Consider the following 15,846-nt stretch of genomic DNA (forward strand, 5'->3'; position numbering starts at 1 on the left):
CCCGGCTGCTCCCGAGGGAGCGTCCGGCAGAATGAACGCGGCCGCGCTCGCGGCCGACGTGCGAGAGAAGGACCCATGACCGGACGCACCCGTCGCCCCCTCACCACCGCCCTCGCGACCGTCGCCGCGGCCGGAGCCGTCGCCGCGGCCTGGGGCATCGGCGTCGAGCGGACGCTGTTCACCGTCCGGCGCACGTCGTTCCCGGTGCTGCCCGCCGGTTCCGAGCCGATCCGCGTCCTGCACGTGTCGGACCTGCACATGGCCCCGTGGCAGAGCAAGAAGCAGGAGTGGATCCGCTCGCTCCTCGCCCTGGCGCCCGACGTCGTGGTCGACACCGGCGACAACCTCGGCCACCGCGACGGCGTGCTCGGCATCCGCCGGGCTCTGGAGCCCTTCGCCGGGATCCCCGGCGCTTTCGTCAACGGATCCAACGACTACTTCGGCCCTCGGATCAAGAACCCGCTCCGCTACTTCGTCGGCCCCTCCAAGAACCCCAAGCAGCACGAGGCCGATCTCGACACCGACGGGCTGACCGGCTTCTTCTCGGACGGGCTCGGCTGGGTGGACCTCAACAACCGCGCCGAGAGCATCACGGTGAAGGGGACGCGCATCGAGTTCTTCGGCGTCGACGACCCGCACATCGGCCTCGACCGCATCGACCTCGTCGCCGGAGCCGTGGACGAGCTGCGCGGCGCGGAGGACGGACCGGCCGGGGTCAGCATCGGCGTGGCGCACGCGCCCTACCAGCGCATCCTCGACGACTTCGTCGCCCGCGGCGCCGAGGTGATCCTCGCCGGGCACACGCACGGCGGGCAGGTCTGCGTCCCGGGCTTCGGCGCCCTCGTCACCAACTGCGACATCCCGCGCGACAAGGTCGCCGGCTCGACGACGTGGGACAACGGACTGCGCAGCTCGTACCTCAACGTGTCCGCCGGAGTCGGCACCTCGATCTACGCACCGGTGCGCTTCGCCTGCCGGCCCGAGGTGACCCTCGTCACGCTCACTCCGGCGGCCTGACGAGGGGTGTCCGACGGCGGTCCGGAAATCGGCTACTATTGTCGAGGCTCGTGAGCGGTTCTCCGTGATGAGCACACCGGGGTGTGGCGCAGCTTGGTAGCGCGCCTCGTTCGGGACGAGGAGGTCGTGGGTTCGAATCCCGCTACCCCGACCGGTGAGAAGCCCGGCCAGGATCGATGATCCGGCCGGGCTTCGTCGTTCCCGGGGCGTTCTCGGAATTCTGCTGTGGCGGGGCTCGCCCGCAGGCGGATGCTCGCCCGGGCCGGAGCCTGGTCGACGACGGAGCCGGCGCGATCACCGCCCCGCGCTCTCCGGCTCGAGCACCCCTGTCGGCGTCCCGAGCGTCCTGCGCACGGGCGTGCCTCCAGCCCACTCCCCCGCGCCTCCCGGCCCGATCCCAGCAGCCGGGAGCGAGACTGTTCTTCCGCCGTCGTCGCCGCCCCCGCCCGACGACCGACGAGAGGAGCACCGTGACCCGGTCGCTCACCCGCCTCACCCTCGCCATCAGCGTGCCCTACGTGGTCGCGCTCGCAGCGATCGCCTTCTGGCCGACGCCCGTCGATGCGGGAGTGCGGGGGGATCTCGGCCGAGTGACCTCCTGGTTCGCCCGGCACGGCCTCCCGATGGTCGACTACGCGTTCATCGAGTCGATCGCCAACATCGCCCTGTTCGTGCCCCTGGGGCTGCTCCTGGCCCTCAACCTGCGGCTCCGGAGGGCGTGGGTCGCCGTCGCCGTCGGCGCCGTCGTGAGCTCGCTCATCGAGGCGGGCCAGCTGCTCTTCCTCTCGGCGCGCTTCGCCACCGTCGACGACGTCGTGATGAACACCTCCGGCGCCCTCCTCGGCGCTGTCGCCGGCGTACTGCTCCGGATGGTCGTCCGCGCACGACGACGCCGGAGGGCGGCGGAGTGGGACGACGCCTTCGCGCACATCCCCCTCCGCGGCACCTCCGGCGTCGTGGCGGATCAGCCGAGCCGCGTCCGCTGAGACGACGGCTCCGCCGCGTCAGCGGCCGAGGCCGCGGTACTCCCAGCCGGCCGCACGCCAGGCGGCGGGGTCGAGGCAGTTGCGACCGTCGACGAGGAAGGTGTTGGCCACCTTCGCCGCCGTGGCCGCGGGGTCGAGGGCGCGGAACTGCTTCCACTCCGTCACGACGACCACGGCGTCGGCACCGGCCAGCGCCTCGTCGACGTCGGTCGTGTAGGTGATCTCGGGGTAGCGGCGGCGCGAGTTCTCGATCGCCTCGGGGTCGGTCGCGACCACGGTCGCACCGAGGTCGTGCAGGCGAGCGGCGACGTCGAGCGACGGCGAGTCGCGGATGTCGTCCGACTCCGGCTTGAACGCCAGACCGAGCACCGCGATGCGGCGGCCCTCGACGGAGCCGCCCAGGCCCTCGGTGACGAGGTCGACGACGCGCTGACGGCGACGCAGGTTGATCGCGTCGACCTCTTTGAGGAAGGCGACGGACTCGCCGACGCCGAGCTCGTCGGCGCGGGCCGAGAAGGCGCGGATGTCCTTCGGGAGGCAGCCGCCTCCGAAGCCGATGCCCGCGTTCAGGAAGCGGCGGCCGATCCGCACGTCGTAGCCGATCGCGTCGGCGAGCTGCGTGACGTCCGCGCCGGTGACCTCCGCGATCTCGGCGATCGCGTTGATGAACGAGATCTTGGTCGCGAGGAAGGCGTTGGCCGAGACCTTCACCAGCTCGGCGGTGGCGTAGTCGGTGACCACGAGCGGGGTCTCGGCCGCGAGCGCCGTCGCGTAGACCTCGTCGAGGGTCGCCTTCGCCGCTGCTCCGGCCTCGCCTGCGGGCACGCCGTAGACGAGGCGGTCGGGGCTGATCGTGTCCTTCACGGCGAAGCCCTCGCGGAGGAACTCGGGGTTCCAGGCGAGGGTCGCACCGGAGGAGGCGATGCGGTCGGCCAGGCGGGCAGCGGTGCCGACGGGGACGGTCGACTTGCCGACGACGAGGGAGTCCGCCTCGAGGTAGGGCAGGAGACCGTCGATCGCCGAGTCGACGTAGGTCATGTCCGCGGCGTTCTCGCCCGGCTTCTGCGGGGTGCCGACGGCGACGAAGTGCACGGCCGCACCGGCGGCGTCGGCCATGTCGGTCGAGAAGCGCAGGCGCCCGGAGGCGACGCCGGAGGACAGCAGCTCCGGGAGGCCGGGCTCGAAGAACGGCGCGGTGCCGGCGGCCAGGGCGTCGATCTTCTTCTGGTCGACGTCGATGCCGATGACGTCGTGGCCGAGCTCGGCCATGGCGGCAGCGTGGACGGCACCGAGGTAGCCGCAGCCGATGACAGAAAGCTTCACAGGGGTTCTCCGAATCGTGGCGGGTTCGTGTCGCGGTCGCGACGGTGAGGAGGAGCGATGCGATGCGGCGACGCGTCAGCGCGCCCGCGGACGCGCGACTACCGCCGCGCCAATGCTCTCAGATCACGGGAGACGTCGGCGACAGCCGCCGCGATCTGCGCCGCCACGCGCTCGTGCACGGCCTCGCTGCGGCCGATCGGGTCCTCGATGTCGTCGCCGCCCTCGCCCCGCGGGGCGCGCCCGCGGTGGGCGGCGGCGAGCCGCACGACGGCGCGGAGCCGCGCGGCGGGGTCCTCGACCGTCGGCAGCGGCACCTCCCGCAGCACGAACGGCAGCACGCGGGCGAACTCGAGCAGCGTGAAGCCGCGGAGGAGGAGCGACGGAAAGCGCCGGGAGGCGTCGACCAGGTGGTCGCGCGTCATCGTGAGCAGGAGGTCGGCGTCGCCGACGATCGCGTCGCCGAGCACCGCGCTCGTGTGCGCGGCCGGGTCTCCCCCGTGCTGAGCCGAGAAGCGGGCCGAGACCGGGTCCATCGGCAGTCCGTCGCGCGTCCTCACTCCGGCGCTCGTGAACGCGAAGAGCGGACCTCCCGCGGGTGATGTCGCGTCGGCGAGTGCGGCGCGCAGCAGCTGCTCCGCCATCGGCGACCGGCAGATGTTGCCGGTGCAGACCGAGAGCACGGTGAAGACGGGGGCGGCGGAGGCGGCGACCGGTTCGTCCGGTCGCCAGCTCCGGCGGGGGGGGCGGGCGGAGTCGTCTCCCGGGAAGATCATCGCGGGGCGCTCAGGCCGAGGTCGACGCGGGCTCGGGCTCGACGGCCGTGTCCGGGCGGGCACCCGATCGCTCGGAGCCGTAGTAGCTCGTGTAGTAGTAGCCGTAGCCCCGGCCGACCTGGCCGCGCGCGGGCACGCGGTTGAGGATCACGCCGAGGGTGTGGCCGCTGACCCGCTCGAGGTTCTGGATCGCCTTGCCCAGCTCGTCGGTCGTCGTCCTGCCCGCGGAGATGACCACGAGCGCGCCGTCGGTGCGGGCGGTGAGGATGGCGCCGTCCGTGACGGGCAGGAGCGGCGGCGCATCGACGATCACGATGGCCTCGCGGGCGATCTCGTGCAGGAGGATGTCCATGCCGTTGGAGCCGAGCAGCTCGGACGGGTTCGGCGGGATCGACCCGGCTCCGAGCACCCAGAGGTTGCCGGACGGGCCCCACGGCTGCAGGACGTCCTGCAGCTCCGCCTTGCCGATCAGCAGGTCGGTCAGGCCGACGCCGGGCACGAGGCCGAACGACTTGGCGACCGTCGGCTTGCGGAGGTCGCCGTCGACGACGACGGTGCGCTGGCCGGAGGCGGCGAGCGTCACCGCGAGGTTCGCGGTCACCGTCGACTTGCCGTCCGAGGGCAGCGGGCTCGTCACGACGATGATGCGCGGCGGGCTGTCGATGTTCATGAACTGCAGGTTCGTGCGGAGCTCGCGCAGCGCCTCGGCGAGTGCGTGCTTGCCGTCGGCCTTGATGTAGTCGGTCGTGTCGGCCTCGGGGACGATGCGGTTGGTCTCGCTGAGGCGCTTGTCGACGGGGAGGGTGCCGACCACGGGGAGGTCGAACAGGCGCTCGACCATCTCGGCGGTGCGGATGCGCCGGTCCAGAGTGTTGCGGACGAACGCGTAGACGAGACCGAGGACGAGGCCCGCGAGCGCGCCGACCGCGAGGACGAGGCGCAGGTTCGGGAACGCCGGCGAGGACGGGAGCGCCGCGGTCTGCAGGACGGTGAGGGAGACCGTGTCGCCGACGCCCGTCTCCTGGTTGACCTGCTGCACCTTGGTGGCGATGGCCGCGACCCAGGCATCGGCGAGCTTCTGCGCGCCCTCGGGGGTGGAGGCGGTGGCGCTGACCTTCATCACTGGGGCGACCGTGTCGGCCTGCACCGCGATCGCCGAGATCAGCGTGGCGGGCGAGACGTCGAGGCCGAGGCTGTCGATCGCGATCTGCGCCACGTCGCGCGAGGTGGCGATCGGGACGTACGTGGCGAGGCTCGACTTGGCGACGGACTGCGCGATCTGCTGCGTGTAGATCGCCTGGCTGTCGTCGGCACCGGTGGTGGCGACGGAGACGAGGCCCTGCGAGTCGGCGACGTACCGCGGCTTCTGCGTCAGCGACCAGCCGAAGGCGACGAGAGTGCCGAGGAGGATCGCCGCGACGATCGGGATCCAGTGGTCGCGCAGGAGCCGGAGGACGTCTCGAAGTTCCACAGAGTCAGATTTCCTTCGCTGGTACGGATCACGCGGCGGGCGCCGGAGACGGGTTCTTCCGAATTCTGACACAGCGCTTCCGCGCCCTCGGCGCCAGGCGCGTCAACCGTGCCACCCGTCGGGGGTGGGCTCCGGCGGAGTCCCTCTCGTGATCACTCCGAGGCCCTCGAGCTCGACGACCGCCGACTCGACGACCGCCTCCGCATCGACGCCGGCGGGCGGCGGGCCCGCCTCCTCGAGCACCGCGGCGACGAGACCGGGCAGATCGGAGCCCCGGCCGGCTTGGCGCCAGATCGTCGGGCCGATGCCGGACAGGCGCACGAGGGTGCCGCCGCAGAACACGAGCAGCTGGCCGTCGGCGAGCTCCACAGCGTCGTCCGCAGGGGTGCGCAGGACGGTGCCGGGCAGGGCCTCGCCCACAGGGTCGAGCTGCACGGAGACCACCTCGGACCAGGCGGACGGGGCCTCGGCGCCGAGGGACGCGAAGACCTCCTCGACCAGGTGCACCACGCTCGCGGCCTCGGAGTAGACCAGTCGCCGGACGCCGCCCAGCGCCGAGAGGGTGCGGACGAGATCGGCGATCGGCCGCGGGCGGGCCGAGAGGTAGGAGGTCTGCGGCACCAGGTCCTCGATCGCGTCGACCGGGTCGACGTGCTCGAGGAAGGGCGTCCCGACGCCGTCGCGGCGCTCGAGCAGGAGGACTCCCGCCAGCCGCAGGGGCGCCTCCGGGACCGGTCGGAGGGCGAGCGACCCGGGGGCCAGCTGCGCCTTCGGCGCCGATCCGGTCAGCGGCTTCACCGACAGCGGCTTGGGATAGGGCAGGACGCGCCCCTCCGGGGTCACGCCGACCGTCTCGTCGGTGACGTAGCCGAAGCGGGACCCGAGCGTCCGCGCGATGGTGGTCTTGCCGGTCCCGGAGGCGGCGACGAAGGCCAGCACGCGGCCGGACTCGTCGGAGATCCCGCAGGCGTGGAGCATCAGCAGGTCGGCGCGCCGGGCGCCGATCGCCTCGAGGGTCAGGGTCGAGGTCAGGGACTCCTCGAGCTGCGCGAGCGTGGCGCTCGAGACCCGGGGCGAGCCGTCGAGCGGGACGGAGGGATCGTGCCCCACCTCGGCGAGGACGTCGCGTGCTCCCGCGTCGGGCTCGGACGCGCAGGCGGCCCAGCTGTCGGCGATCCGCGCCGCGTCCTCGTCGCCGACGCCGCGTCCGAAGACCACGCGGAACGGGGTCTCGAGGACCGAGACGGACAGGGTGCGGGGCTCGGCGCCCCTCCCCCCGGCGATCAGTAAGCCCCGTCGCGGGCGAGGACGGCGCGCGCGGTCTTGAAGAGGATGACGATGTCGCCGGTCATCGACCAGTTCTCGACGTAGTACAGGTCGAGGCGGACGGTGTCCTCCCACGAGAGGTTCGAGCGTCCGCTGACCTGCCAGAGCCCGGTGATGCCCGGCTTCATCAGGAAGCGGCGGTGCACGTGCTCCTCGTACTGCTCGACCTCGCGGGCCAGCGGCGGGCGGGGGCCGATCAGGGACATGTCGCCGCGGAAGACGTTCAGGAACTGGGGCAGCTCGTCGAGGCTGAAGCGCCGGAGGATCGCACCCACCCGGGTGACGCGCGGGTCCTTCGCCATCTTGAAGAGGATCGAGTTCCCCTCCGCACGCTGCTGCGACGCGAGTGCCGCCAGTCGCGCCTCCGCGTCGACGACCATCGAGCGGAACTTCAGCATCTCGAAGGTCGCGCCGTTCAGGCCTATGCGCTCCTGCCGGAAGAGCACGGGCCCGGGGCTGGTGACCTTGACCAGCACGGCGACGACGACGAGCACCGGCGCGCTGAGGATGATCAGCATGGTCGACGCCAGGATGTCGAAGAGGCGCTTGGCGAACCGCTGGCGGCCGTCGAAGCGCGGGGTCTCGACGTGGATCAGCGGAAGGCCCGCGACGGGGCGGGTGTGGATGCGCGGACCGCCGATGTCGGTGAGGCTCGGCGCCACGACGAGGTGCTCGCGCCCGGGCTCGAGCGTCCAGCTCAGCTCGCGGATCCGCTGCGGCGCCAGCTCGTCGGAGCTCGTGACGACCACCGTGTCGGCACCGGTGGCGTCCATCACGGCGCGGACGCCGTCGATCCCGGTGAACCCGTGGACCGCGAGGCCCGAGAGCTCCTGCTCGCTCCGCAGCGCGTCCGCACCGCCGACCGAGGTCGAGACGGCGCCGACGAGCTTGTAGCCGGCCTCGGTGCCGCGGCGCAGCTCGCGCGCGGTGTGCAGGACGCTCGCGCGGGAGCCGAGGAGCACGACCTGACTCGAGAAGCGGCCCGCCCGGCGCTGCCGGGTGAGCCAGGAGCGCCAGACCAGGCGGCCGACGCAGATCAGCACGATCCCGGCGGGGAACGCCGTGATGATGTAGCCGCGCGCAAGCAGGATCTGGAGCAGGTAGGCGATGATCGCGACGATGCCGAAGAGCCAGATGGAGGCGTCGACGACGCGGCGGTACTCGACGTAGCCGGTGCCGACGATCCGGCGGTCGCGCGTGTCGAAGACCTGGAGGGCGAGGAGCCAGCCGACCGACAGGGCGACGGACACCCAGGTGTAGCTGACCGCGATGTCGGCGGGGTTCTTGAACCCCAGATCCGAGTTCAGGTTCAGGTCGAACCAGAAGAGCTGCGTGCCGAAGACGGAGAGGACGATCGCGACGACGTCCGTGATGAGCAGCCGTCGCCGGTAGTCCTGCTCCCACGACGGCCGACGCCTCAGCGGTGCCCCTTGCGCCGTCATCGTTTCCCCCGACCTTTCCTGCTGCTTCGAAAGGCGTAATTCCGTTTCCGGTGTTGTCACGTCGTCAGGCTACCCACTTCCTCGTTTCGGAGGGGTGTCGCACCGGTGAGGAACGCTCGACCGGTCATCCGCGGAGCCGGCCGCGGCTCTCCTGGAGGTAGCACGCGCCGCACAGCGACTCGTAGGTGACCGCCGTTCCGTCGATCGCGACCTGATCGCCGTCGAAGACGAAGCGGCCGTCCACGACGCGCCCGTTGAAGATCGCTTTGCGCCCGCACCGGCAGATCGTCTTCAGCTCCTCGAGGCTGTGGGCGATCTCCAGGAGTCGCCTGCTGCCCGGGAACGCGGCGGTGCGGAAGTCCGTGCGGATGCCGTACGCCAGGACGGGCACGTTCTCGAGGATGGCGATCCGGAGCAGATCGTCGACGTGCGACTCCGGCAGGAACTGCGCCTCGTCGACGAGCAGAGCACTCACGTCGCGCTTCGACTCGGCCAGCACGCGGGCCCGGGCGGCGGTGAAGACGGCCACCGGGTCCCCGTCGGGCTCGAACAGGATGTCCACCGGACGGGTCACGCCGAGCCGCGACACGATCAGCTCCTCGCCCTTCGTGTCGACGGCCGGCTTGGCCAGCAGCACCCGGTGCCCGCGCTCCTCGTAGTTGTGCGCGGCCTGCAGGAGCGACGTGCTCTTCCCGCTGTTCATCGCTCCGTAGCGGAAGTACAGCTTGGCCATCAGGTCTCCTCGGGGCGGGTCCGGGGGCGGGGCCCCCGGGGTGAGCAGGGGCCGGTCACGGGAGGAACCCGTCCTCGCCGGCGCGGCGGATCAGATCGGCCCGGCGGCCCGCGGGCCTGCCGACGGCGACGTACTTGCGGCGCACGCGCTGCAGGTAGGTCTTCGCGGTCTCGAACTGCACGTTCATCTTGGCGGCGACCTCGGGGGTGCTCGATCCGGACGCGTAGAGACGCAGCGCCTCCAGCTCGCCGGCGCTGAGCCGTGGGCGCTGCTGCGCCGCGACTCCGGACGGCAGGGGCCGCCACTGCGCGGACGAGACGTCGGCCGAGCGCATCTCGAGAGCGGCGCGGGTCTGCTCCATCACCTCGGCGAGCGGGCGCGACTTCGCCAGGTGCCGCACGGCTCCGGCCTTCAGGGCGCGCTCGCGGACCTCGTCGTCCTCGCTCGCGGAGAGCGCCACGACCGCGGCTCCCGCCGCCCGGCAGGTCCGGATCCGCGCCTCGATCGAGATCGGCTCGCGCAGCTCGGCGTCCATCACGACCACCTGGGTGGGGAAGACATCGCTCGTCACCAGGTCGTGCCAGGTGGAGGCGGCCACGACGACCTCGAAGTCCGGGGCGTGGGTGCGGATCCACGCGCTCGTCGCCGCGAGCAGGTCCTCGCGCGGGTCGAGCAGGCCGAGCCGGACCGCACGGGGTGCCGCGTCGCGGGCGCTCCGGGCGGAGGAGCCCGAGGGCTCACCGGAGCGGGTGACCATGCGGACGATCCTAGCCGCGGCCGGGCCCGCCCCCGGCTCAGAACAGCGTCGGCTGTCCTACGCCCGGCAGGATCGCGGCGCGCTCCGGCCCGAGCTCCCCGACCAGCAGCCCGTCGTGCTGGAGGGAGCGCCGCTCGCCGCCGAGGGTCCGCAGCGTTCCGAGCGAACCGAGGGCGGAGGACTTGACGGAGCCGGTGGCCGGGTCCTCCTCGCCGCGCTCGAGCCCGTGCGCGCGCATCAGCGGGCGGATGCGCGCCGAGAGCCAGCGCCGGTACTCGAGAGGCGCGTAGGCGTCGCGGCCCGGGTAGAGCGCTCGGTACTTGTCGACCAGCTCGGGGTGCTCCTGCCCGAGCCACTGCAGGAACCACTCCTTCACCCCGGGCTTGAGGTAGAGGGTCGAGTACATGATCGTGCTGGCGCCCGCCTCGCGGCAGGCCCGGAGCGACTCGTCGAGGTGCGCCCGTGTGTCGGTGAGGAACGGCAGGATCGGCATCAGGAACACCGAGCAGTCGAAGCCGGCCTCCCGTGCCGCGGTGACCGTCGCCAGCCTGGCCGCCGCGGTCGGCGCACCCGGCTCGACGGAGCGCTGGAGGCCCTCGTCGTAGACGGCGATCGAGACTCCGAGGTCGACCGGGACGTGCTCTGCGGCCTCGCGGAGCAGCGGCAGGTCTCGCCGCAGCAGCGAGCCCTTCGTGAGGATCGAGATCGGGGTGCCCGAGGCGGCGAGCGCGGCGATGATGCCCGGCATCAGCCGGTAGCGGCCCTCGGCGCGCTGGTACGGATCGGTGTTGGTGCCGAGTGCCACGGGGTGCCGCTCCCAGCTCGGCTTGGCGAGCTCCCGGGTGAGGACCTCGGCGACGTTCACCTTCACGACGATCTGCGAGTCGAAGTCGCGGCCGCCGTCGAACTCGAGGTACTCGTGCGTGGGCCGGGCGAAGCAGTAGGTGCAGGCGTGGGTGCAGCCGCGCATCGGGTTGATGCTCCAGCCGAACGGCATCTTCGAGGAGGTGTGCACGCGGTTGAGCGCCGACTTCGCGAGCACCTCGTAGAAGGTGATGCCCTCGAACTCCGGCGTGCGCACCGTCCGCACCAGGTCGGTGAGCTTGACGAGGCCGGGCAGGGCGGCCTCGTCGGCCGTGCCGATCGACTGCCCGCTCCACCTCATGGAGCCATTAGAACATACGTTCGAACGGATCGCAGCCGATCAGACCGAGGCGGACAGCTCCAGCGTCTCGGCGGTCGCGGTGACCGTCTGCTCGGCTTTCTCGGGCGCGTCGTTGAGGGTCGAGCCGTAGCTCGGCACCAGCGCGCGGATCCGCGGCTCCCAGGCCTTCATCCGGTCGGGGAAGCACTTCTGCACGATGTCGAGCATGATCGGCACGGCGGTCGAGGCTCCGGGCGAGGCGCCGAGCAGGCCGGCGATCGTGCCGTCCCCTCCGGTGATGACCTCGGTGCCGAACTGCAGCACGCCGCCCTTCTTCTCGTCCTTCTTCATCACCTGGACGCGCTGGCCGGCGGTGATCAGGTACCAGTCCTCGTCGCGGGCGGTGGGCAGGAACTCGCGCAGGGCCTTCATCTTCTTGCCACGGCCGGCGAGCACCTCACCGATCAGGTATTTCATCAGGTCGAGGTTGTCGCGGGCGACCGCGAGCATCGGGCCGATGTTGTGCGGCCGGATCGACAGGGGCAGGTCGAGCCACGAGCCCCGCTTCAGGAACTTGGGCGTGAAGCCCGCGTAGGGGCCGAAGAGGAGGGATGACTCGCCGTCGACGACGCGCGCATCGAGGTGCGGCACCGACATCGGGGGCGCGCCGACCGCGGCCTTGCCGTAGACCTTCGCCTTGTGCCGGGCGACCAGCTCGGGGTTGTCGGTGCGGAGGAACTGGCCCGAGATCGGGAAGCCTCCGAAGCCCTTGATCTCGGGGATGCCCGACTTCTGCAGGAGGTGCAGCGCACCGCCGCCGGCGCCGACGAAGACGAAGCGGGCGGTCACCGACTGGGGCGTGCCTCCGACGACCTGCTTGAGGTCGAGGCGCCAGGTGCCGTCCTTCTGCCGGGTGATGTCGGTGACCTCGCGGCCGGTGTCGAGCGTGCCGCCGTGGGCGACGACGTGGTCGAACAGCTGGTGGGTCAGCGAGCCGAAGTCGACGTCGGTGCCGGCCGGCATGCGCGTCGCCGCGTAGGGGCCGCCGCCGGCGGGACGCTGCTCCATCAGCAGGGGCGCCCACTCGTGGATGGTCTTGACGCTCTCGGTGAACTCGATGCCGGCGAACAGCGGCTGGTCCTTGAGGGCCTCGTAGCGCTTCCGGAGGTACTCGACGTTGGCCTCGCCGTGCACGAAGGTCATGTGCGGCGCCGGGTTGATGAAGCTGGAGGGCTCGCGGATGTCGCCGGACTCCACCAGGCTCGACCAGAACTGGCGCGAGATCTGGAACTGCTCGTTGATCTGGATCGCCTTGGCCGGGTCGACGGAGCCGTCGGCCGCCTCGGGCATGTAGTTCAGCTCGCAGAGGGCCGCGTGACCGGTGCCCGCGTTGTTCCACGGGTTCGACGACTCCTGCGCCACGTCGCCGAGGCGCTCGTAGGCGGCGATCGTCCAGTCGGGCTGCAGCTGGGTGATGAGGGCGCCGAGCGTGGCGCTCATGATGCCCCCACCGATGAGGGCGACGTCGACCGGTTCCGAGGAGTTCACGAGAGTCGAGTTTACGCTCGCCCGAGCACGCCGCGGCGGGGAGGGGCCCCGCTCCCCCATCAAATTCGCGGCTTTTCCACCCGGAAGGGGCCGGAGCGCTCGGCGCCGGCCCCGTCCACGCCGGTCAGGACACGGGCTGCTTCGCCGCGATGAGCTCGGCGATCTGCACGGCGTTCAGGGCCGCGCCCTTGCGGAGGTTGTCGTTGCTGATGAAGAGCGCGAGGCCGCGTCCCTCCGGAGCACCCTCGTCGGCGCGGATGCGGCCGACGAAGCTCGGGTCCTTGCCCGCGGCCTCCAGCGGAGTCGGCACCTCGCGCAGCACGACGCCGGGCGCGTCGGCCAGCAGCTCGCGAGCACGCTCGGGGCTGAGGGCGGAGGCGAACTCTGCGTTGACGGAGAGCGAGTGGCCGGTGAACACGGGGACGCGCACGCAGGTGCCCGAGACCAGCAGCTCCGGGAGCTCGAGGATGCGGCGGCTCTCGTTGCGGAGCTTCTTCTCCTCGTCTGTCTCGTTCGAGCCGTCCTCGACCAGGCTCCCCGCGAAGGGGATGACGTCGAAGGCGATCGGGGCGACGTACTTGTCCGGCGCGGGGAAGTCGACCGCCGAGCCGTCGTGCACCAGGTCGAGCAGGTGCTCGTCGGCGACGGCGGCGCGGACCTGGCCGGCCAGCTCGTTCGCTCCGGCCAGTCCGCTGCCGGACACGGCCTGGTAGGTGCTGACGATCAGGCGCGTGAGCCCCGCCTCGCGGTCGAGGACCTTGAGGATCGGCATCGCGGCCATCGTGGTGCAGTTGGGGTTGGCGATGATGCCCTTGACCGCCTGGTCGATGGCGTGGGGGTTCACCTCGCTGACGACCAGCGGGACCTCGGGGTCCATCCGCCAGGCGCTGGAGTTGTCGATCACGGTGACGCCGGCCGCGGCGAAGCGGGGCGCCTGCGCGCGCGATCCCGTGGCTCCGGCCGAGAACAGGGCGATGTCGAGCCCCGTCGGATCGGCGGTCTCCACGTCCTCGACCACGACGTCCCCGCCGCGGAACGGCAGCGTCGTGCCCGCCGAGCGGGCGGTGGCGAAGAAGCGGATGGACGCGATCGGGAAGTCGCGCTCCTCGAGGAGGCGGCGCATCACCTTCCCGACCTGGCCGGTCGCGCCGACGACGCCCACGTGGAGGGGGGTGCTGCTCATGCTGTGCTCTTTCGTCCGTGCGGCGCGCGGGCCGCTCGTGGCGGGGGGATCGAGGGAGAGGGTACCGGTCGCTCCGGCCGCTCGGGAGGAACGGCCGGATCGCGAGGGTGTCCGGCCGTCAGCGGCCGGTGCCGGCGTAGACGACGGCCTCGTCCTCGGCGTCGAGCCCGAAGGCGGTGTGCACGACGCGCAGGGCCTCGTTCACGGTGTCGGCGCGGGTGACGACCGAGATGCGGATCTCGCTCGTGGAGATCATCTCGATGTTGATCCCGGCCTCGTAGAGGGAGCGGAACAGCTTCGCGGACACGCCGGCGTTGGTGCGCATCCCGGCGCCCACGAGCGCGAGCTTGGCGATCTGGTCGTCGTACTGCAGGGACTCGAAGCCGACCTCGTCCTTCTCGGCGTTGAGAGCCATGAGGACCGTCTGGCCGTCGGCCTTGGGCAGGGTGAACGAGATGTCGGTGCGGGCGGTGGCCGCAGCCGACACGTTCTGCACGATCATGTCGATGTTGGAGCCGGTCTTGGCCACGATCGTGAAGATCTGCGCGGCCTTGCCCGGGATGTCGGGGACTCCGACGACAGTGATCTTCGCCTCGTTCAGGTCGGCGGCGACTCCGGCGATGATGGGCTCTTCCACGGCTTGTCCGTTCTGCTCGGCGCCGGCGGTCTCGGCGTTGTAGACGATGGTGCCCTCGTTGGGGCTGAAGGAGGAGCGCACGTGGAGCGTGACTCCGTGGCGGCGGGCGAACTCGACGGCGCGGATGTGCAGCACCTTCGCGCCCGCGGCGGCCAGCTCGAGCATCTCCTCGCTGGTGATGCGGTCGAGCTTGCGGGCCTTCTTGACGACCCGCGGGTCGGCGGTGAAGACGCCGTCGACGTCCGTGTAGATCTCGCAGGTGTCGGCGCCGAGTCCCGCGGCGAGCGCGACGGCGGTGGTGTCCGAGCCGCCGCGGCCGAGGGTGGTGATGTCCTTCGTGTCGCGGTTGAAGCCCTGGAAGCCCGCGACGATGACGACGGCGTTCTCGTCGAGCGCCTCGCGGAGGCGGACCGGGGTGATGTCGACGATGCGGGCGGCGCCGTGCTGCGCGTCCGTGATCATGCCGGCCTGGCTGCCGGTGAAGGAGCGGGCCTCGAAGCCCATGCTCTTGATCGCCATCGCCAGCAGCGCCATCGAGATGCGCTCGCCCGAGGAGAGCAGCATGTCGAGCTCGCGGGGGGCGGGGATGGGAGTGACCTGGTGGGCGAGCTCGAGCAGGTCGTCGGTGGTGTCGCCCATGGCCGAGACGGCGACGACCACGTCGTTGCCCGCCTGCTTGGTGGCGACGATCCGCTTCGCGACCCGCTTGATGCTCTCCGCGTCGGCGACGGAGGACCCGCCGAACTTCTGGACGATCAGGCTCACGTGCTGCTCCCGTGTCGGTGGCTGGACCGCCGTCGCGACCCGACGGGCGAGTCTACCGGTCGACTTCATGCCGGAGCGGTCATGCGACTCCGGCGGCCGCGTCAGTTCTCGACGAGCCGGCGGCCCTCGAAGGCGCGGCCGAGGGTGATCTCGTCGGCGTACTCGAGGTCTCCGCCGACGGGCAGCCCGGAGGCCAGACGGGTGATGCGGATGCCGAGGGTGCTGAGCATGCGCGAGAGATAGGTCGCCGTCGCCTCGCCCTCGAGGTTCGGGTCGGTCGCGATGATGACCTCCTGCACCTCGCCGTCCGCGAGCCGCTGCAGCAGCTGGCGGATGCGGAGCTGATCCGGGCCGATGCCGTCGATCGGGCTGATCGCGCCGCCGAGCACGTGGTAGAGCCCGCGGAACTCGCGGGTGCGCTCGATCGCCGGGACGTCCTTCGCCTCCTCCACGACGCAGATGACGGCGCGGCTGCGGCGCGGATCGCGGCAGATCCCGCAGGTCGCCTCCTCCGCCACGTTCCCGCAGATGTCGCAGAAGTGCACACGGCCGCGCAGCTCGAGCAGGATCTCGGCGAGCCGGGTGACGTCGAACGTCTCGGTCTGCAGGATGTGGAACGCGATGCGCTGGGCGGACTTCGGGCCGATGCCGGGGAGCCGGCCGAGCTCGTCGATCAGCTCCTGGACGATGCCTTCGTACATGCGGTCGCCTCCTCTCGGGTGGGGCGGACGGGGGTGGCGG

Annotated in this window: 14 protein-coding genes and 1 tRNA gene; 3 read left to right on the forward strand and 12 right to left on the reverse strand. The window is 71.6% G+C overall.

Annotated elements, in window-relative coordinates:
• Nucleotides 1–75: 75 nt before the first annotated feature.
• From C5C55_RS09435 to C5C55_RS16865, 3 genes are all read left to right on the forward strand, one after another.
• Complete coding sequence (locus C5C55_RS09435; RefSeq protein ID WP_104233739.1) at nucleotides 76–1,017, forward strand: metallophosphoesterase; 942 nt, start codon at nucleotides 76–78, stop codon at nucleotides 1,015–1,017.
• A 77-nt stretch (nucleotides 1,018–1,094) separates the two neighbouring features.
• Nucleotides 1,095–1,168 (forward strand) — tRNA-Pro (locus C5C55_RS09440).
• 319 nt (nucleotides 1,169–1,487) lie between these two features.
• Nucleotides 1,488–2,003, forward strand: coding sequence for a VanZ family protein (locus C5C55_RS16865; RefSeq protein WP_258065113.1), 516 nt, complete (start codon nucleotides 1,488–1,490; stop codon nucleotides 2,001–2,003).
• Nucleotides 2,004–2,021: 18 nt separating this feature from the next.
• Here C5C55_RS16865 and C5C55_RS09450 read toward each other — a convergent pair whose 3' ends face one another.
• From C5C55_RS09450 to recR, 12 genes are all read right to left on the reverse strand, one after another.
• On the reverse strand, nucleotides 2,022–3,326 hold the full coding sequence (locus C5C55_RS09450) for a UDP-glucose/GDP-mannose dehydrogenase family protein (protein WP_104222179.1): 1,305 nt from the start codon (nucleotides 3,324–3,326) through the stop codon (nucleotides 2,022–2,024).
• A 98-nt stretch (nucleotides 3,327–3,424) separates the two neighbouring features.
• Entirely contained in the window at nucleotides 3,425–4,099 is a 675-nt protein-coding gene (locus C5C55_RS09455) for a low molecular weight phosphatase family protein (protein ID WP_104233741.1), read from the reverse strand.
• Between the two features lie 10 nt (nucleotides 4,100–4,109).
• Nucleotides 4,110–5,570, reverse strand: coding sequence for a polysaccharide biosynthesis tyrosine autokinase (locus C5C55_RS09460; protein ID WP_159939611.1), 1,461 nt, complete (start codon nucleotides 5,568–5,570; stop codon nucleotides 4,110–4,112).
• Nucleotides 5,571–5,672: 102 nt separating this feature from the next.
• Nucleotides 5,673–6,788: a hypothetical protein gene (locus C5C55_RS09465; protein ID WP_104233743.1), complete on the reverse strand. Its 1,116-nt coding sequence runs from the start codon at nucleotides 6,786–6,788 to the stop codon at nucleotides 5,673–5,675.
• Nucleotides 6,789–6,853: 65 nt separating this feature from the next.
• Nucleotides 6,854–8,338, reverse strand: coding sequence for a sugar transferase (locus C5C55_RS09470; RefSeq protein WP_104222171.1), 1,485 nt, complete (start codon nucleotides 8,336–8,338; stop codon nucleotides 6,854–6,856).
• 124 nt (nucleotides 8,339–8,462) lie between these two features.
• On the reverse strand, nucleotides 8,463–9,071 hold the full coding sequence (locus tag C5C55_RS09475) for a thymidine kinase (RefSeq protein WP_104227256.1): 609 nt from the start codon (nucleotides 9,069–9,071) through the stop codon (nucleotides 8,463–8,465).
• A gap of 55 nt (nucleotides 9,072–9,126) precedes the next feature.
• Nucleotides 9,127–9,828, reverse strand: coding sequence for a LuxR C-terminal-related transcriptional regulator (locus C5C55_RS09480; protein ID WP_104233744.1), 702 nt, complete (start codon nucleotides 9,826–9,828; stop codon nucleotides 9,127–9,129).
• Nucleotides 9,829–9,865: 37 nt separating this feature from the next.
• Nucleotides 9,866–10,993, reverse strand: coding sequence for an Rv2578c family radical SAM protein (locus C5C55_RS09485; protein ID WP_104233745.1), 1,128 nt, complete (start codon nucleotides 10,991–10,993; stop codon nucleotides 9,866–9,868).
• A gap of 39 nt (nucleotides 10,994–11,032) precedes the next feature.
• A complete protein-coding gene (locus C5C55_RS09490; RefSeq protein WP_104233746.1) occupies nucleotides 11,033–12,580 on the reverse strand; it encodes a malate:quinone oxidoreductase in 1,548 nt (515 codons plus the stop codon).
• A 64-nt stretch (nucleotides 12,581–12,644) separates the two neighbouring features.
• Nucleotides 12,645–13,703, reverse strand: coding sequence for an aspartate-semialdehyde dehydrogenase (locus C5C55_RS09495; protein WP_104233747.1), 1,059 nt, complete (start codon nucleotides 13,701–13,703; stop codon nucleotides 12,645–12,647).
• A 118-nt stretch (nucleotides 13,704–13,821) separates the two neighbouring features.
• A complete protein-coding gene (locus tag C5C55_RS09500; protein WP_104222160.1) occupies nucleotides 13,822–15,105 on the reverse strand; it encodes an aspartate kinase in 1,284 nt (427 codons plus the stop codon).
• A 101-nt stretch (nucleotides 15,106–15,206) separates the two neighbouring features.
• Nucleotides 15,207–15,806, reverse strand: a complete 600-nt coding sequence (gene recR / locus C5C55_RS09505) for a recombination mediator RecR (RefSeq protein ID WP_104222157.1) — start codon at nucleotides 15,804–15,806, stop codon at nucleotides 15,207–15,209.
• Between the last annotated feature and the right edge of the window lie 40 nt (nucleotides 15,807–15,846).

Source organism: Rathayibacter sp. AY1C2, from assembly GCF_002931195.1.
GTDB lineage: Bacteria > Actinomycetota > Actinomycetes > Actinomycetales > Microbacteriaceae > Rathayibacter.